This is a genomic window from Armatimonadota bacterium, from assembly GCA_020354555.1.
Classification (GTDB): domain Bacteria; phylum Armatimonadota; class Hebobacteria.
In genome coordinates this window covers 3494212-3513117 of record CP070648.1, presented here as the reverse complement: position 1 = coordinate 3513117, position 18906 = coordinate 3494212, and the positions used below count along the sequence as shown (strand labels likewise).

Genomic DNA, 18906 nt, shown 5'->3' with positions numbered 1-18906 from the left:
TCATCGCAGCGAGCGCCGCCGTCGCTTATTTCCTCTGGCTTCATCCCCTCGCGGCCGCCGTCACCGGCCTCTTGGTCTTTGCGGCGGTCGCCGAGTTTCTGCTGCCCATTACCTACCGAATCGACGCCGAGGGCGTCTCGTTTCGGAATTTCCTGTCGCTGCGGCACCTCAAGTGGGCCGACGTTAAGCGCTGTTACCGCGATGCACACGGCGTCAAGTTGAGCCCGCTCGCTCGGCCCTCGCGCCTTGAGGCGTATCGCGGCATATACGTATGGTTGGGAGAGGATGGCGAGGCCGTGCTCGACGCGATTCGTTATCATATCCGGGGGTGCGGCGTTACCTGATGGCGACGCAGTTGGAGCCGAAAGAAGAAGAACTGCGCGAGCGCGTCATTGAGCGCGTCGCCCGCGTCGTCGCCGAGCGCCGCCTGGAGACGCCGGCCGTTGTGTTCCTGGAGTCAAGCCGCCCGCTCACGTTCTTCGCGGGGCAGGGGGCGCTCTTCGCGCTGCCGGTGCTCGGCGCCTTCATGCCCGCCAAGGATGTCGAGGCGCTGTCGCGCGTCCTCGATTCCGAGGAGACGCTCGACATGCTGATCGCGCGCATCGAGACCATGGCCCAGGAGCGCGACGCGCGCCGCGCGGACAAGTGATGCAATGAGCTTGGAGCACGCCAACTATCTGCACGTCGCGATCACAGGCATCATCAGCGTCGTCATCCTGTACACGATTCTCTCCGCGCGCGGAGGCAGGGAACTCTTCATCCGCCGCATCCCGGGGCTGGCGGCGATAGACGAGGCGGTCGGACGCGCCACCGAGATGGGCCGGCCGATGTTGTTCTCCACCGGCCTCGGCGGTGTTGACATAGACACCATTCAGGGACTCGCCATCGCGCAGTACGTGGCCGCGCTCGCTGCGCGCTACGGCAACCGCTTGATCGTGCCGGCGGTGGACCCCGTCGTGTTTGCCATCGCGGAGCAACTGGTGCGCGAAGCATATGCGTCGGAAGGGAAGCCGGAAGCGTTCCGCTCCGATGACGTCCGCTTTCTATCCGACCAGCAGTTCGCCTTTGCGGCCGGCGTCATGGGCATTATCAACCGCGAGCAGGTCGCCTCGACTTTCTTCTTCGGCTATTTCTACGCCGAATCGCTGCTGCTCGCCGAAACCGGTCAGGAGGTCGGCGCCATTCAGATCGCGGGAACTCCGGCGACGACGCAGATACCGTTCTTCCTTGCCGCGTGCGATTACACCATTATCGGCGATGAGTTCTATGCCGCCAGCGCGTACCTCACGCGTGAGCCGACATTGCTCGGAAGCCTCGTCGGCCAGGATATCAGCAAGGGTCTGCTCGTGCTCTTGGTGCTCTGCGGAACTGCGACCGCGGCTCCCGGCACGCCCCTTCACTTCATCAGCAAGTGGCTGGTTTCGATGCTTAACCCAGGGGCCTAGCGGCGCGAGAGAGAGGATAGATGCGGGCGCGCAAGTGGGCGATAGTCATAGGTGTTCACCTCGGCGGGGGGCTGGCTGCCGCGGTCCTGCTGTGGCGGCTGAGTCAGGTACTGCGACCGCTGTTCGAGCCAACCCGCGGAGCAGCGTTCTATGCCGCAGTGGCGGCGTCGGTCGCGCTCTGGATCGCGCTGATGTTCGGCATCCACCGCCTGCCCCCGGCCGCCAAGAAGCGCGTCGTCATCATCGCCACTTTCACCGCCGGGCTCTTCTACGTGCTGGAGTTCTACCTGCCGGGACGGAGCGCAATCTTTTTCTGGCGCGCCGGCCGCGGCAATCCATTCTCGCCCATGGTGGTGACCGTGGGCAACGCCGTCTCGGTCATCGCTGGGTTCACCTTCTTCCTCGCCGCGTTTAGCCTGAGCCTGGTGCACGGCAAGAACATCGCCGCGCGCCGGCCGGGCTACTACAACAGCATCGCCTTCTTCATTGCATTCCTGGCAATGGCCGTGTTCGGGCTGTGGGCGACGTACGGGCCGGAGGCGAACGTCATCATCCGGCGCTTCCTGTGGGTACACGACCTCACCGTCCAGCAGGTTTTCCACGACTACCTCTTCAACAGCATGTACGTCGCGCTCAACTCCACGCTGTTCTCGGTGCTCGCGTTCTACATGGCTACCGCCGCATTTAGAGCCTTTCGGATTCGCTCGGCGGAGGCGGCCTTCATGATGATCGCGGCCTTCATTTGCATGCTGGGGCAGGTGCCGCTCGGGATGTGGCTGACCCGCGCCCTGCCATTGAGCGGCCCGTTGTCGAGTCTGCGGATGGAGGCGATGGCCAACTGGACGCTCGGCGTCATCAGCATGGCCGGCCTGCGCGCTGTACTGTTCGGCATCCTCGTTGGCTACCTCGCCATGTCGCTTCGCATCTGGCTCAGCCTGGAGCGGGGCGCATTCTTCGAGCAGGAGCTGTAGTGGAGCAGAATCGTCAGTTCTGGTCGCGGCGCATCATCTGGCTGCTCCTCGCGGTCGCCACCGCCGTATTCGTCGTGGCCAAAATCAAGGCGGTCATGTACGTCAGCAAACCGGCCCTCGATCTCTATCACGCCGTGGATGCCGTGCCCGATGGCAAGATCATCGTCCTCTCGTGCAATTGGGAGCCGGGCACCCGCGGCGAGAACGGCCCGCAGACCGAGGCCATCATGCGCCACTGCTTCAAGGCGGGCAAGCCTTTCGCCATCCTCGGCTGGGCCTATCCTCCCGGCCCGCAGCTCGGTCAGCAGATCGGTGAGCGCATCCAAGACGAGTACGGCTGCCGCTATGGCGAGGACTGGGTGAATTGGGGCTACAAGACCGGCCAGGCCAACATGATCCGCGCCTTGACCAAGAACATCCCCAAAACCATCGGCGAGGACGTCTTCCACACGCCGATCCGGCAAGTCCCGGTGATGAACGGCATCGAGACCATTCGGGACGTCGGGCTCGTGGTGGAGATCACGCCTTCCTTCACGGTACCCACGTACATCCGCTTCGTCTACGGCATTTATCGGACGCCTATCGGCTACGCGCCGACGGGCGTCATGGCGCCGGAGGCGTTTCCCTACTACGACGCGGGCCAGATCGTCGGCGTGCTTAAGGGCTTGGCGGGCGCCGCGGAGTACGAGCAGCTCGTCGGCTACGAAGGCGATGCCCTCAAGCGCATGCCCGCGCAGTCCTCCGCTCACCTGTTGATGATCGCGCTGATCGTGCTGGGCAACATCCTCTACTTCCGGGCTCGCCGCCGCGGTGAAGCGCCCGGCAGGAGGCTCGGCGCCTCATGAACGCGCGGGTCATCACGAGGCTGCTCATCTGGCTTGCGGCATTCGCGGTAGCGGCGTATCTCGGCGTCCGCCATCATGTGCTCGCGGCCAACCTGGGCGTCTGGCTCGCGGCGATCTGCACCCTCGCCATTTACTCCATCCTCTATCGCGAGAATGTCGTCTTCCGCTTCTTTGAGCATGTCTTCATCGGCCTTGCCACCGGCTATGGGTTCTACATCGTTATCACCCAGGTGCTGCACCCCAAGTGGTGGACGCCGTTCGTCGAGCAGGGGCGATGGTACTTCATCTTCGCCCTGCTCATGGGCACGATGTTCTACACCGTGTACTCCAGGCGCTACTCCTGGATGAACCGCCTCGCCGTGGGCGTCTTCATGGGCCTCGGCGCCGGGCTCGGCATTGTCGGCTTCATCACCGAACTCGCGCCTCAGATGGCCGCCTCATTCAAGCCCCTGTGGACGTCTAGGCCCCCGTACGTTCTGGTCAACAACCTCCTGTTCTTCATCACGCTTATCACCGTGATGAGCTACTTCTTCTTCTCCTTCGAGCAGCGGCATCCCGCGATCCGCGGCAGCGCGCGCCTCGGTCGCTGGCTGCTCATGGTCGCCTTCGGCGCCATCTTCGGCAACACCGTGATGGGCCGCATGTCCCTGCTCATAGACCGCCTCGATTTCCTGCTCCACGACTGGTTGCGCGTGTTCGGCGGCTAGAGCTGTCTCGCCGCGCCGGTAGCGAGAGGCTCTCGTCGTAGAGGAGTTCTTCTGCGGGCTCCCTGAAGTGGGCGGCCGCGGAATGCGATCCGTGCGAGAAGCACCAGGCAGGCCGCCCCACGCCCCATGCACTCGGGCAGGGCCGATCGTGATCCACGCCGAACCCTATTGGCATCCGTACGTCAGTTCCCCAACGGAGAGAGAGCTATGAAGAGCCGCACGACGAGCATCGTCATCATGATCGCGCTTGCCGCGGTTGCCGCTTGCGCCCTGCCCGTTTCGGCCGCGGATAAGCTGATTGACCAGGCACTGGCGGATTTGAGCGCGCGCGACCAGGACGTCAACGGATTCACATTCCTCGTCGTCGGCGACACGCGCCACTGGATCCGGTTCGAGCAGCCGGAGACGTTCCGCCAGATCGTCCGCGAGGCCAACGCGCTCGATGTGGCGTTTCTGATTGATGTCGGCGACCTCCTCAGCACCGGCTACGCCGAAGAGCCGGAAATGCGCCGCATGTGGGACGGGTTCATCGAGGTCGTCAACATGTCCGAGGTGCCGTTCTTCCCGGTCGTCGGCAACCACGACGTCGCGAATGACATGCACGAGCGCCTGTGGCTGGAATATGCCGGCCCAATCTGGTTCTCGTTCGACTACGGCGGCTGCCACTTTATCGCCATGAACTCAGACCAGGCGGGTTACGGCGGGCTCATCAGCGACGAGCACTTCGAATGGCTGCGCAAGGACTTGGCGAATACCAACGCGCGCCACATCTTCGTCTTCCTCCACCAGCCGGTGTTTAGCAACCCGCGCCAGTGGACGCGCGTGCACGAACTGCTCCGGCGGTATCCGACGCGCGCGGTCATCGCCGGCCATGCTCACATTTATCGCGAGCTGCCCGAAGTGGACGGCATCCGCTACTACATCAGCGGCGGCGGCGGGGCGGAGATCGGCGACGACCCGACCCGGGGCTCGTTCCACCACTACATGCTGGTTTCCGTCCGCGGCGACGAGGTGCACGAGACGGTCGTGCGCCCGGGGAACGTTCTGCCGACCGACTGCTTGGCTGGGCCCCCGGAGCAGCGAGTCTGTCTCGTGAATCGTCTGGATTACAAGCAAATCCCTGGGCTGGGAGGACTCATGGCGGATTCGCTCAGCGCCGTGGAGGATACGCGACTGGTTGACGCACTCGCCCAAACGGCTGCTTCAGGTGACGTCAACGCCAGGCCGCTGGCCATCGCGACCATCGAGCGTCTGAGCCAGCCCGCGCTGGTGCCGGGGCTCAGCGACTTGGCGCGAAGTGACGATGCAGAGCTGCGCGTCGCGGCGGCCGCAGCGCTCGGGCGCGCCGGCAGTGCGGACGCGATCGCGGTTCTCGCCGACCTGCTTGACAGCGGGGATGGGGAACTCCGAATGGCGGCGGTCAACGCCCTGGGCCACACCGGCGCTGCGGATGCGATCGAGCCGCTGCGCGGCGTGCTCGCCGCCGACGACCAGGACCTGCGCGTAGCTGCGATCCGCGCGATCGGCGAGATCGGCGGGCCGAGGGGTCTCGCGGCGCTGCGCGGCGTGCTGGCGAGCGGGGACGAGCAGATGCGCATGACTGCGGTGGACGCCGCGGGTCGGCTCGACGTAGCGGGCGTGGTTGAGACGCTGGATGCGGCCCTGCGGGATTCGTCGCCCGCGGTTCAGGACCGCGCGATGCAGGCGCTGGAGCCGCGGGGGCTAGGTCATCCGCCGGGCGCCGAACTCGTGACGGTCGTGCCGATCCCCTGGCGCGTTGCGGTTGACGCCGATGAGAAAGGCGAATCCGAGGGATGGCACACATCCGATTTCGACGACAGCGCATGGATCGAAGCGCGCACCGACAGCCCGTGGTACAGGCAGGACGGCCCGCTGCGCGGTCTCAGCGACGCGGTCGCGTGGGGACGCGTGCGATTCACCGTTGACGAGAAGTGGAGTGGGCGGCGCATCATCGTGCGGGTCGGCGCCCTCGACGAAGGGGGTACGATCTACCTCAACGGCGAGAAGCTGCTCGACCGCGCTGCCGGCGTTGACACTCATCGCGAGCCGTTCGAGATTGACGTCACCGGCAGGCTGCGCTTTGGCGAGCCGAACGTGCTCGCGGTCCGCGCGTTCGCTGAGACGACTCTGGGCGGGGTGTGGAAGCCGGTGTCGGTCTATACCGCGCCGCAGTAGGGGAGGCCTGGAGCCGGTTGGGCTCGGCCGACGTGGGAGCCGCGTGTCGCGGGCGATACGGGATGCTCACTCGCAGCCGCGCGCCTTCGACTCGACGCCGTGCTGCCGCGCGATCTTGCGCACGCGTGCGTAGAGCACACGCTCGAACTCGTCCGACGCTTCCTCGTCGGTCTCGATCTCGCGGTAGCCCTCGACGAGGTCAGGGAAATGCTCTTCCAGCATCCGGCGCACGGATGACGCCACCCCGGGCCGGAAGTTCAGCCGGTCAACGTAGAAATGCGTCACCGGAAGCTCGGCCATCCAGCGCATGAGCCACGCGAGATTGCCCTCGTCGTCGTTCACGCCCGGAAGAAACGGCCCGAGGAACGCCCAGATCTCGATGCCGCGCCGCGCCGCCTCAGCCAGGGTCTCCAGTCGCTCTTCCGTCGGCGACGCCTCCGGTTCGACAATGCGCCGCACCCGCTCATCCCGGATGGAAACGGTCACGCCGAGATCGACCTCGCCGGATTCGAGCAGATCGAAATCGCGGCTGACCAAAGCGCTTTTCGTCAGGATCCCCACCGGCCAGCCGTTTTCGAGCAAGATGCGCACGCACTCCCTGCTCAGCCCGTACTTCTCCTCCAACGGCTGCCAGCCATCGCACACGGAACTTAGAATCACGCGTCCGCGTTTCGCCCGCTTGATCTGACGCTCCAGCACCTCCGGCGCGTTGATGCGCGCGTCCACGAAGGTGCCCCATGGTTCCGGGTGATGAGTGAACCGTTTCATGTACCGCGCATAGCAGTACCGGCAGCCGTGCTCGCATCCGGCGTAGCAGTTGATCGTCCAGTCCGATAGGCCGGACTTGCTCAGGATTGACTTGCACGCCACCTCTTTAAGTCTAATCGGTTGCTGCTTGCTCACTGCGCACGCTCCATCTGCTATCATACCGCGCGCGCCGCGCGAGCGCAACGCCGCTGTGCCTCGCGCGCGTTCATCCACGGAGGGGTTGCGGGCCGCCCAGGCGAAGTGGATCCACAGCCGGGTCGCCTTGGGAGGTGGATCATGTCGCTGCGGCACGTTGCCTGCGCGTTGGTAGGGCTGGCTGCCTTGACAAGTCCCGCCGGCGCCGACTCGCCGGTCTTTCGCCCGACGACGGCGCGTCCCCATGTCTCGCTCGACGGCAGGTGGCGATTCAACACCGCCGACAGGCCCGAGTTCGCCCGCCCGGATCTCGACGACCGCTCATGGTCATGGATCACCGTTCCCGGCGATTGGACGAGTCAGGGCTGGGATCACACCGGCTACGGATGGTACCGCCTGACCTTCGCGTTTCCCAAGGGCAGCCACCCACGCTACCTTCGGTTCGATCACATTCTCGATCGCGCCGAGGTCTGGCTCAACGGCGTCAAGCTCGTCAACCCCGGACTGTCGGACGAACTCGCAGGATACCAGGTCGGCGCGTTCTGGGGCCCGGCCGGCGACTTGCCCTGCCGCTATCGCCACCTGTGGTCATTTCGCTGGCCGCTCGCCTTCGATGTGGGCGAGATCGTCAGACCGGGCAAGAACGTCCTCGCCGTGCGCGTCTGCAATGACCCGACGACATCCTATTGGATTTTCTCGCGCACACCCGATCCGACGAACCGAGGCGCCGCGGGGATCCTCGCCCCTGTCTATCTCATCTGCGTCCCGCAAGCACTGCGAATCGCGGACATTGCCCACGAGCACCCGCGGGTTGTGACGCCGGACGGCCTCGCCGAGCATCGCTTCGCTGTGAGCATCGAGAACGATCGCCGCGCGCGGCGCGGCCAGGTCGCGCTCGCCATTCGACGTGTGGCCGATGGTCGGGTCATCTGGCGCGAGCGCAGGAGTGTCGTGATCCCGGAAGGTGCATCGGAGATCAGCTTCCAGTGGGCGACTGCGCCCCGGTTCGAGCGCTACGAGGCGGAAGTCACGCTCGTTGCCGACGGTGCGGGGGGCCGGGATCAGTGCGGGATGACCTTAGTCGGCACCGTCATCGAGGCCCGAGGACGGCAGCTCTGCGTCAACGGCGAGCCGTTTCTCATCAAGGGCGCGAACGGATTCCCGGGCCACTACTGGCGGGACGGCGGGATTGTGGACTGGGCGCTTGCCGAGCGTGATTTGGCCCTGATGCAGTCATTGGGCGTCAATTCCATCCGCGGGTTCCAGTATCCGCCGCAGGTCATTGAGCGCGCCACCAGGTACGGCATCACGGTCAACTTCGGCGTGTTCGGGCCAAGCTGCTCCAGCGTGGCCGAAATGACCGCCGACGGCTTTCCGCCCGACCACCCCGCCTGGATCGCTGATGCGGAAATCATGGCCCTCGCCGCGCGCGACTATCCGAATGTCCTGTTCTGGAATACGGCGAACGAGGTCACGTACAGCGATGAACAGCGCGCCGCATTCGCGGGCTTCCTCGACGCCCGGCGAGCCGCGCTGCATCGGCTCGACCCGGTAGGGCGGCCGTGCGTCTACTCGAATCTGGGCGGACAGGACATGGTCGCGGGCCAGGACGTCGTGGCGTGGAACCTCTACGGCGTGGAGCCGGATGATTACGCGCATCATGTTGGCTTCGCCTCGCCCAAGCCGGCGATGCTGACCGAGTGGGGAATGTTCACCAGCGAAACGGACTACGATGGCACGCTCTCCCACCTAGCCGTCACGTGGCGCGAGGGCGTGCTGCGCTTGGGCTGGGCAGGGGCGTACTACTACTCCGGCTTGGAGGACTACGTTGACCGACACCCTGGCTTCCGCGCGGGCCCGGACGAGGTGCACGATGATTTCTGCGCTGGCATCAAGGCGCTATACAGCGACGTGGACGCGATCGCTGTAGGGGAGAGGATTGAACTCCGCAGCCGCCGCCCCTACGCGCTTCGCGATGTGACAGTGACGCTGGCGCCCGGCGAGTCGCCCGTGCTGTTGGGCGACATCGCGCCGCACGGCGCGGCGCGCATGATGCTGCCGCCGGAGGCCGTCGTGCCGCCGGAGATAGGGCTTGCCTACACTACGCACGGAGGACTGGCCTGCCGCTATCGCACGGCGGTCAAGTAGCAGACGGTGGGCGCGGTTGCGCCAGACGGTGGACGCCCTCAGGAGCGTTACCGCCGCCCGCGCTGCTCCGAGGAGGGGATGTTCAGCGCCAGGCGGTACTTGGCGACGGTGCGCCGCGCGACCTTGAACCCGCGCGTCGCGAGGATTTGGCAGATCTGGCGATCGGTCAGCGGGCGATAGGGACTCTCGCGCTGAACCAGTTGGCTGATCACGCTCTTGACGCTGAGGGAGGGGGTGAAGAAGTAGTCGAAGCCCACGATCCGATTGGCGGGCGGCGGCAAGAGGACGAACTTGTCGGACACCGCTCGGCTAACCGTTGACTCGTGTTTGTTGACGATGCTCGCCAGCTTCGCCTGAGTCAGCGGTTGCAGCTTCTCCTCCTGCCCCGTGTCGAGGAAGGCGCGTTGCTTTTCCACTAAGGCCTCGGTGATCGCTTGCAGCGTGCGCCTGCGCATCTTGATGCTCTGGATGAACCAGTCGGCGCGCTTGAGGTTGTCAACGGCGCTCTTCCAGTCAGATGACATCCATCCCCGTCGGCGTCGCGCGACGTACCGCTGGAGTTCGCGGAACGATTCGCTGATGCGCAGGACGAAGTCCGACGACTCGACGATCTCCACGACGTACTCGTCCACCTTGCGGCTGATGATCACATCAGCACGCTGCAGCGCCTCGGGGTTCTTGAGCTGGTGCTGCCAGAAGACGCGGAACTGCCTGCCGGGATAGGGGTCGAGGTTGGAGCGGATGAACTCCACCGCCGCCTCGATATCGCCGAGGCCGACTTTCAGCGAGCGGGCGAGCTTGCTGTAGGCATGGGCCGCCAGCTCGTGCCAGTGCTCGCGGATGAGACGCTCCGCACACCCGTCGTTCTTGCCGTCTTCCTCCTGCAGTTGACGAAGCTGTATCAGCAGCGCTTCCTGCGGAGTACGCGCGCCGACGCCCGCAGGCTCGAACCCCTGGATGGTCGCAAGCACGCTGTTGACGCGCTCCAGCGGGACGTCCACATCGCGGGCCGCCTCCGCCGCATCGCAATCGAGCAGACCGCGATCGTTGATATTGGCGACCAGATAATCGGCGACACCGTAGTCCTCGGCCGGCATCGCCGCGCGCACTTGCATGCGCAGGTGCTCCTGGAGCGTGACCGGGCTTTCGGCGCGCAGGTAGGGGTCTTCGGGTTCCTCCTCGGCGGCCTCCGGGCGCTGTCGCGGCAGCGGTGGCTCCGACAGGTACCGCACCATGGCCTCTGCGGTCGGACGGTCGGTGCGGCCGAGGCCGCAGTTGAGGCACACGCCGCCCCGCAGGGAGCAGCGGCACACCGGGCACACACTGTCCTCCGACAGCTCCAGTGCCGGGTTCGCCGCGAGCTCCTGATCAATGCGATCGAGAAGCTCCATCGAGGACATCTCGAGAATGCGTCCGGCCGCGATGAGCTTGGCGCCCATCTTCTGACGCGTGACTTGCCTTCCTCGCTGCTCGTATCTCATCTGCGTTACCGAAACGCGGACCTGCGCCGATCAGCTCGATAGAGGCGAGGAGAGATCGAACCTCCCGTTTGCGCCGGTGCCGTGATCCTCGCTCCGGCTCAATCGCTCGACCCATTCCCGCAGTCGGTCGCGCTGCGCCCGAGCCGGCGCCGCGAACCGGATGCCGGTCCGATACCGGTGTCCGTTATCTCTCAACTCCTCAGTCCACACGACCGTCCCCGGGAGGACAATCGGTCCCTGCTCGGCTCCTTGGTGGATATGACACAAGACGTGGGAGCCCACCTGCAAGGCGCCTTCCGTCAGCACTCGTATGCCGCCTTCACACGCGTCCTGCCCCTTGCCCGCAACGACTTGCCGCTGCTTCTCCAGTTCGACATTGAACGTCGCGCGCGCGCGGGCATACCGCCGCCGCTGGACGCGGCTCACCAGTTTGGGCTGCGCCAGGAGAACGGCTTCGTGTCCTCGGTAGCTGGTCGCCCCCATCACGTACGTCTCAAATTGATACCATCCATCGGGCATCGGAAAGCCCACCGTCACCCGCGTGCCGAACGGCAGTGTCACGTCCCTGCCCTCGCGGCAGGGCACGGTCGCTGCCAGCGACGTCGGGTGTTTGACCATCACCCTACTTGACAGCCTCCCCTGCACCTGCCCCCCCGGGCATTCGATCACCAACACCTGCCCCGGCTCCAGCGACGCCAGGGCGAGCGGCGGCCGCTTGCGCGGCCTGACTTCGCCGTCGTGGTCGGGCCCGCCCAGCAGGACGTCAATGATTCGCACCGCCGGGCATGGCTTCGCAACGTATCCGAGCGCCCCCGCTTCTCTGGCCTGGCGCTCGACCTCCGGCCGGTTGCGCCTGCCCGTCATGACGACGGGCAGCGCGCGGTCGAGGTCGCTCAGCGCGTGCAGCACCTCAATGGCGTCCGCCCCGGCGAGATCCGTGTCCACCACCGCGCCATCGAACGGGCGCGCCTTGACGACGTTGACGGCGCTCGCGCCGTCACTCACGATCTCGACGGCGTGTCCTCGCGCCTCCAACTCAATCCGCAGGCGTCGCGCAAACGCGTAGTCAGAATCCGCAACCAGAACCCGGCGCGGCGTCTTCATCATGGCACAATTCCAGTAATCCAGCTGGTACCAGACTGTCATACCTGCAAGAATCGTGCCAAGATCCAGTGCTCTTACTTGGCAGATGCGCTAATTTTGCCCGGCCGCTGAGCTGCCGCTCGACGGCGCGTGGGTTGGCGCTTGCCCGTGCGCCCGCGTCGCCCCCCCTTCGTGCCCACCGCGTGCTTCGCCAGGTAGTAGGACATCGCACGTTCGGTCAGGTCGAGCGCCTTTGCAGCTGCGCCGATATCGCCGCCTTGGGCGGCCAGCGCTGCAGAGAGCATCTCCTGCGCTCGCTCTTGCGGGGCGTGGTGCAGCTCAGCCGCGATGCCCTTGCCTGCGATGCCGGGCTGCTTGCCGTTCCGCCTCACGATCGTCGGCGGCATCAGCTCGAGGGTGAGTTCCCGCATCTCGTCATCGGCGAGCACACACGCGTGCTCGATGGCGTTCTCCAACTCACGCACATTGCCGGGCCACGAGTACTCCTGAAGAATCTCGACTACGGCCTCCGGCACCTCGGTGAGTCGCTTGTCGTTCTCGTGGTTATAGATGTCCAGGAAATGGCGCACCAGGTCGGGCACGTCCTCGTTGCGATCGCGCAGCGGCGGGAGGTGAATCTCGACCACCTGAAGCCGATAATACAGATCCTCGCGGAACGCGCCGGAGTTGACGGCCGCCTCGAGGTCGCGGTTGGTGGCGGCGATCAGGCGCACATCGACGTGCACCGTTCTGGTGCCGCCGACGCGCTCGAATTCCCGTTCCTGGATAGCGCGGAGCAGCTTGAGCTGCAGATTCATGCTGATGTCGCCGATTTCGTCGAGAAAGAGGGTGCCCCCGTCGGCAAGCTCGAAGCGCCCGGGCTTCTGCGCGATGGCGCCCGTGAACGCCCCCTTCTCGTGGCCGAACAACTCGCTCTCAAGCAGGTCCGAGCTGAGCGCCGCGCAGGCCACGGGCACGAATGGGCGATCGGCGCGACTGCTGTTCGCATGTATGGCGCGGGCGACCAGTTCCTTGCCGGTGCCGCTCTCGCCGCGCAGCAACACGTTGGCGCGGCTGCGCGCCACTTTGGTTATCATGTGGCGCACGCGCGAAAGCCATTCGCCGCGCCCGACGATATTGCCCAACGCTCCCTCATCGTCCGCGACGGCGTTCCCCAGACGTAGCGGCTCGCGAGCGCGCATCTCCCTGCGCTGCATCAGCGCCTTGCGCACGACCGACTTCATCTGGTCCATGTCGAACGGCTTGGCCAGGTAGTCGAACGCGCCGAGCTTGATCGCATCCACCGCACTCTTGATCGTGCCGTACGCCGTCATCATCACCACCGGCGTCTGCGGGCTCGCCGCCTGTACCCGCTGCAGAAGCTCCACCCCGCTCACGTTATTCATAATGACATCGGTTATCAGCAAATCAACCGGGGTCTTCTCCAGCAGCGTCAGCGCCTCTTCGCCATCCCGACTGACCTCGACTTCATACCCCTCCTTGCGCAGGACCGCTGACAGCACCTGGCAGATATTCGGCTCGTCGTCAACCACGAGGATACGCGCTAGTTCCTTCATCTCTGCTCTCCTGGACTATCGCTCGTCCGCTCGTTGCCATCGCCCGCGGGCCGCGGAGTCTCGTCAGCGAATAGGTCAAGTTGTTGCCACTGTGGGGTTTGGTCGGCGCCGGCGACGGCGGCCGCGGCAGCCGCCTGCGCGCGCTTGCGGCGCCGCACCGGCAGCCGCATGCGGAAACACGCGCCCCCGTCACGCGGTTGTTCCGCCCATATCTGGCCGCCGTGTGCTTCAATCGTCTTGCGTACTATCGAAAGGCCGAGGCCTGTGCCTTTGGTCCTGGTGCTGAAGAACGGGGTCCACACGCGCTCCAGGGCCTCCTCGGGGATGCCCGGCCCGGTGTCGCTGATGGTAACCTCCACCGCGCGGCCGTCGTGCGCCGCGCTGCGCGCCCGGAGCGCGATCCTCACCTCTCCGTCGCTGCCGATCGCCTGGGCGGCATTCGTCAGCAAGTTGACGAATACTTGCCGCATCGCCTCCGGATCCGCCGAGATCCTGGGCACCCTCTTCGCGCCGCGCACGTCAACCCGGATGTTGCGCTCGGTCATCTCCCGTGCGGTGGCAGCAACCGCGCTCTCGATAATCTCGATCACGGCGGTGCGCTCCAGGCTCGGTTCGTTTGGGCGCGCGTAGGTCAGGAAGTCGGTCGCAACCTTGCTCAGGCGATCGCATTCCTCGTTGATGATGCCCGAGAATTGGGCGATCAGTCCCTCAGTCTGGTACTCGGTGCTGAGAAACTGAGCCGCGGTCTTGATCGCGCTCAACGGGTTGCGAATCTCATGCGCGACGTTGGCGGCGAGGTGACCGACGGCGGCGAGTTGGCTCATCTGCCGCATGCGCTCCTCCATGCGCTTGCGTTCGGTGACGTCCTCGATGAGCAGCACCGCCCCCGTGAGTTCGCCATCGGCGCCCCGCAAGGGGGTGCAGTTCGCTATGAGCACCCGCGGCGGCGCACCGTTGCGCTCCAGTCGCAGTTCCTGCTCCGGAACCGGCTCCCCGTGCACGAGCAACCGCCGCGCCATGAGCGCCAGGGACTCGACGGACCGGCCAGCAGGGCCGCCGTGCTCGCGACCGATCTGATGAGCGAGGGCCGAGAAGTCGGTGCCTGCCGCATGGCTGGCGCTGATGCCGAGTATTTCCCGCGCCGCAGGGCTCCAGATGACGACGCGCCCCGCGCGGTCGAGACCGATCACACCAGCGACCATGCTTTCGAGGATGTTGTCGGTGTACCGGCTCAGCCTGCCCAGGGACTGCAGCGCCCGGTAGATCGCCGCCGCCTGCGATGCCACGATCGACAGCACTTTGACGTGCCCCTCGGTGTAGGCGCGCGATCGCGCGTTGTGGATCGCGAGCACGCCGATCGTCTCGTTGCCGATGACGAGAGGCACCGCCATGGAAGACCGCAGCAGCGGCCCCGCCGAGCTGCTGTCGCCGCCGACTTGCCCAATGTCCGTCGAGATGAACGCCTTGCCCTCGGCGTACACCCACTGGTACATGTTGCCCGGCTGCGCCTGCGGCGCCTGAGCGTTGATCGCCTCGAAGTCCACGCCGCGGCTCGCCGCCAGCTCCAGGCGCCCGCTCTCCTCGCTCCAGATGAAGACCAGCCCCTCGTCATAGGGCACCATGGAGTGCGCTATCTCGAGCACCGAGCGCAGCGCCGACTCGAAGCTCGTCGCCGCGCTGATCTCCTCGCACAGTTGGTACAGGGCCGACAGCTCCAGCGACCGCGCGTTGATCGCCGCCCGATAGTCCATCGCCTTGCGCAGGAGCGCGGCGCCGTGGGCACATAGCCCGGCGGCCAAGGACACCTCCCGCGCCCGCGGCTCGCGCGCGAAGCTCCATCCCACGAGGAGCCCCAGGCTGCCCAGCTCGTGCGTGAGAGGCATGACCAGGGCGCGACCCTCCCCGGTCAGCTCCCGCACCGCTGCGGCGAGATCGGCCGCCCCTGACGACACCATGCGCGTGTCGCCGTCGAGCAGCATCGGGGCGGACATCGCCCGTGCCTCACCCATCGCCCCGTCGTCTGCCGCGAGCGGCAGCGTCACCAACGACGCCGATCGTCCCCCGAGGCTGTCCGACTCAGGTGCCAGGGAGGCGAAGCCGACCCGCCGACAGCCGGTGAGCAGCTTCACCTCGTGCGCCGTCTGGTTCAGGATGTCTTCGGGCTCGAAGCTCGTATTGATGCGCTGTACGCTGTCGTACAGGCGATAGAGGTCATCCAGATCCTCGCGCAGACGCTGGTGCGTCGTCGCGTTGTGCAGCGCGATCGCGGCTCGACCCAGCAAGTTCTCGATCAGTTCGATGTTGATCCGGCGCAGCGACTCGTCGCTTCCGCAGTCGGCACAGAAAACGCCCAGCGCTCGCCCTCGGCAGATGAGTGGCAGCGCCGCGAACGCCCCCACGGGGGTGTGGCGATGAGATTCGTCTCCGCTGCTGGCACGGTCGCCGTGCACGACGACCGGGCGGGCCTCGGCCGCGGCCTGGACGACCGCTTCGTCGGCCGGGGTCTGCAAGGCGGGCGCGCTGCCCTCAGCGTAGCCGCACGCCGCGGCGAGCTTCATTTGCTCGCCCTGTCCCAGGTAGAGACGGCATCGCTCAATTCCCGCCGCCTGCGCTATGCCGTCGGCAAGAAGTCCGGCCACGCGTTCGACGTCCATCGTCGGCGTCACGGATTCGGCCACGCGGCTTATAACCGCCAGCTCGTCGAGCCGCTCCGCCGCCTGCTGGTATCGGCGGGCGTTCGCGAAACAGGGTCCGAGCTGGGACGCCACGGTGGTCGCCAGCCGCAGGTCGTCCTGCGTAAACGGCTCGGCGCTCCCCGTGCGGTTGAAGCTCACCATGCCTCGGAAACCCTCGTGCGGAGTGATCGGGACGCATATCGAGCAACTGATGTCCGGCCGGCGTTCGACGGCAAGCCCGCGCAGGCGCGGATCCTTCAGCGGGTCATCCAGGATGACCGGCTCGCCCAGTGACATGACGTAGCTGGCGATCCCTTCACCCGCAGGGCGCCGCTGGCCCCGCACCACGCCGTCGCGAAGCCCATAGGCGGCATCCAGAACCAGCGTGCCGTTCGCCTCGTCCAGCACCATCAACGAGCAAGTGTCGGCGGTCAGTGTCTCGGCCGCGGCACGCATGGCGTCGCTGAGCAACTGCTCGATCGCGACCTGCCCCGTCTCCGCTGGCGCCTGCGGCACGAAGGTGCGCGCCGCAGGCTCACCCTCGTCCCCACACGCACTCAACTGCGCCAGCTTGGCACCGAGCCGTTCCGCCGCCTGGCGCGCGATCTCGCGCTGGCTGCGGCTGAACGGAGACTCGCTGAAGAGGTGAATCGCGTGGTCAGCCGCGATCCTCAGCGGCGCTGGAAGGCCGAGGTAGGACTGCCCTTCAGCGAGGCGCGCCGCCCCATTCAGGCTCAACGCGCGGGCGCGCCGCGCAAGGCGGTCGGCTGCGTCTCGCAAGAAGGCAGTTGGGGGAGCGTATCGGCACCCGGCGGGCCGGGCCTGCGCCCGCGCCGTCACCTCCCCAGATTCGTCGCGCGAGGTGATGACGACGGCGCACGCCAGTTCCCGAGACAGTGCCTCGCTTGCTCGCGCGAGCGCCGACGCTGGATTGCCACCTTCAAGCGCTGCGTCGAAGTCGGCGAGGCGCGTCGGCGCCCGCCGCCGGGAGGAGACGCCCGGTCGGGGCCGGCTGCGCTCCGCGCGCCCGGTCCTTGCCGTCGTCCGATAGCCCGAATCTGTGCCCGACATCGTCATCCCTGCATGCCGTTCGCGTGCCGCGCCGCGAGCACGCTAGGCTAATCCTAACACGGGCATGGGACGCCAACAATTGCCCGATGGTCTACTTGGGGCGATGCCTGAGGGCAGGGGGAGCTACGACTAAAGTATGATACCGCGCCGCACCCTTCCCGGCATGCCCACAAGACCGAAGCCTAGCTTGGCATGGGGCAGCTTCCCTGGCACGGCTCTTGCTGCGTAGTCCGAGCGCAGTACGCGCTCGGTGAGTGTAACGAGCCGGGTTGAAGGGCGGAGAATGTGGGCCGCGACGGATAGCCTGGTGACTGTGCGCATCGCGGCCGGGTGTGAACGATTCTGCGATAAATGCTCGGAGTAGAGCTGCCGTATTCTATAAGTTGTCCAGACTACATCGGTAATTATACCCCTCATTCTTGAGTTGTCAACAGCCTTGTGCCGGTTTTTCCACCACATTTTCACACCTCATTGACAATCCGGGGGATAAAGTGGGGTTCGCGAGACAGCTCGACCAGCGGCGCGACCATCCCTGGCGCATCCCCCCGGCGCTGAGGCCCTCGTGGTGCTTGCGAGGGCTGCCGGATATGCACGTCATCCCCACCAAACATGAATTGGCACATTTCTTGCTGTTTCTCACCAGTAGTGCGTGAGGAGGAGTCGCCGTGAGGAGTATCGTCTACCTGTGTGTCGCGCTGGTCGCAGCCGGCGCGGTTACGGCTCAGGACATCGTCGCTCGCCCGGGCGACGTATTGAGCATCTCCGTGCTCGGAGAGGACACGCTGTCCCGGCAAGTCACGGTCAGTGACGACGGTGCCATTGCCTTGCCTCTGGCGGGCGATGTCAAGGTTGCGGGACAGACCGCGGCGGCCATCTCGCGCTTGCTAACGGAGCGCTTGTCCGATTACATCAGGGACCCGCAGGTCACCGTGGAAATCTCTGAGCGCGCCCCTCTGAAGGTCATCGTCAGCGGGGCGGTGAACAGCCCCGGCCTCTTCTACATCGCGTGTGACAGCCGGCTGGCGGATGCGCTCGCCGCGGGTGGCGGCCCTACGCCTGAAGCGAATCTGTCCCGCATATCCCATACTCGTGCCGGCGAGAAGCCGCAGATGATTGATTTCCAACGCTTCCTGAACGAAGGCGACGAGGCGCAGAACCCCGTTGTGAGTTCCGGCGACCACGTCGGTGTTGCCCAACGGCCGGAGAGGACGTGTCGCATCCTCGGCCAGGTGGTTCGGCCGGGCGCGTACGAACTCGCTGGCGATCCAACGCCGTGGGATCTCGTGGCACAGGCCGGCGGACTCGTCCCCGGAGCCAACCCGCGCGAGGTGGTGCTCAAGCCCAAGGACGGGCCGCCCCAGACGCTTGACCTCACCGCAATGCTGGAGCCCGAGGCGATGGCAAGTGCCCCCATCCTGCGCCCGGGCGATACCCTCATCGTCCCTGGCATGGCGATGCAGGTCTACGTGCTCGGCGGGGTGATGAGGCCGGGACCGTACTCCATGCCGGCCGACGCACGCCTGCTCGATGCCATAGCTGTCGCGGGCGGGGTCGCCCCGACCGCACAACTCGACAAGGCGTACGTCCTGCGCTCCGCCGCGAGCGACTCCGAGCCAGCGTCGAAGCAGCCGGTCAACTTGCGCACGCTGCTGGTGGACGGCGATCTATCTGGCAATGCTGAACTGCACGCGGGGGACACGCTCTATGTGCCCGCGCGCTCGCCGCGGGGGCGCTCGGACCTGGAGAAAGCCATGTCGCTGTTCGCGCCGTTCCTGTATCTGCTGTGGTAGGGCGAAGCGACATT

General features: G+C 66.1%; 14 protein-coding genes. 9 read left to right on the top strand and 5 right to left on the bottom strand.

All coding sequences use genetic code 11. The features are described from left to right. The 7 genes from JSV65_14370 to JSV65_14340 form a co-directional block, all read left to right on the top strand. Positions 1-344, top strand: a 344-nt coding sequence (locus JSV65_14370; protein ID UCH33738.1) for a hypothetical protein, incomplete at its 5' end; no start/stop codon positions are given. Then, positions 344-649, top strand: a complete 306-nt coding sequence (locus JSV65_14365) for a hypothetical protein (GenBank protein ID UCH33737.1) — start codon at positions 344-346, stop codon at positions 647-649. The genes JSV65_14370 and JSV65_14365, both read left to right, overlap by 1 nt. Before the next feature lie 4 nt (positions 650-653). Next, on the top strand, positions 654-1445 hold the full coding sequence (locus JSV65_14360; protein UCH33736.1) for a hypothetical protein: 792 nt from the start codon (positions 654-656) through the stop codon (positions 1443-1445). 20 nt (positions 1446-1465) lie between these two features. Next, positions 1466-2416 (top strand): hypothetical protein, encoded by a 951-nt coding sequence (locus JSV65_14355; GenBank protein ID UCH33735.1) that lies wholly within the window; start codon positions 1466-1468, stop codon positions 2414-2416. After that, positions 2416-3261, top strand: coding sequence for a hypothetical protein (locus tag JSV65_14350; GenBank protein ID UCH33734.1), 846 nt, complete (start codon positions 2416-2418; stop codon positions 3259-3261). Before JSV65_14355 ends, JSV65_14350 begins: the two co-directional genes overlap by 1 nt. Next, positions 3258-3968 carry a hypothetical protein gene (locus tag JSV65_14345; protein ID UCH33733.1) on the top strand — a complete coding sequence of 237 codons (711 nt, stop codon included), beginning with the start codon at positions 3258-3260 and terminating at the stop codon, positions 3966-3968. The genes JSV65_14350 and JSV65_14345 overlap by 4 nt, the downstream gene beginning before the upstream one ends. Positions 3969-4175: 207 nt before the next feature. Next, entirely contained in the window at positions 4176-6164 is a 1989-nt protein-coding gene (locus tag JSV65_14340) for a HEAT repeat domain-containing protein (protein UCH33732.1), read from the top strand. 66 nt (positions 6165-6230) lie between these two features. Here JSV65_14340 and JSV65_14335 read toward each other — a convergent pair whose 3' ends face one another. Then, a complete protein-coding gene (locus JSV65_14335) occupies positions 6231-7067 on the bottom strand; it encodes a radical SAM protein (protein UCH33731.1) in 837 nt (278 codons plus the stop codon). A 141-nt stretch (positions 7068-7208) separates the two neighbouring features. Between JSV65_14335 and JSV65_14330 the strand changes: the two genes are divergently transcribed. Then, positions 7209-9215, top strand: coding sequence for a hypothetical protein (locus tag JSV65_14330; GenBank protein ID UCH33730.1), 2007 nt, complete (start codon positions 7209-7211; stop codon positions 9213-9215). Between the two features lie 47 nt (positions 9216-9262). Here the strand turns inward: JSV65_14330 and rpoN are convergent, their stop codons facing one another. The 4 genes from rpoN to JSV65_14310 all read right to left on the bottom strand — a co-directional run bounded on the left by rpoN (position 9263) and on the right by JSV65_14310 (position 16769). Then, positions 9263-10696: an RNA polymerase factor sigma-54 gene (gene rpoN, locus JSV65_14325; GenBank protein ID UCH33729.1), complete on the bottom strand. Its 1434-nt coding sequence runs from the start codon at positions 10694-10696 to the stop codon at positions 9263-9265. Between the two features lie 30 nt (positions 10697-10726). Next, entirely contained in the window at positions 10727-11803 is a 1077-nt protein-coding gene (locus JSV65_14320; GenBank protein UCH33728.1) for a response regulator, read from the bottom strand. Between the two features lie 71 nt (positions 11804-11874). Then, positions 11875-13356: a sigma-54-dependent Fis family transcriptional regulator gene (locus JSV65_14315; GenBank protein UCH33727.1), complete on the bottom strand. Its 1482-nt coding sequence runs from the start codon at positions 13354-13356 to the stop codon at positions 11875-11877. Further along, positions 13353-16769 (bottom strand): GAF domain-containing protein, encoded by a 3417-nt coding sequence (locus JSV65_14310; GenBank protein ID UCH33726.1) that lies wholly within the window; start codon positions 16767-16769, stop codon positions 13353-13355. The genes JSV65_14315 and JSV65_14310 overlap by 4 nt, the downstream gene beginning before the upstream one ends. A gap of 998 nt (positions 16770-17767) precedes the next feature. Between JSV65_14310 and JSV65_14305 the strand changes: the two genes are divergently transcribed. After that, a complete protein-coding gene (locus JSV65_14305) occupies positions 17768-18892 on the top strand; it encodes an SLBB domain-containing protein (protein ID UCH33725.1) in 1125 nt (374 codons plus the stop codon). Positions 18893-18906: the final 14 nt, after the last annotated feature.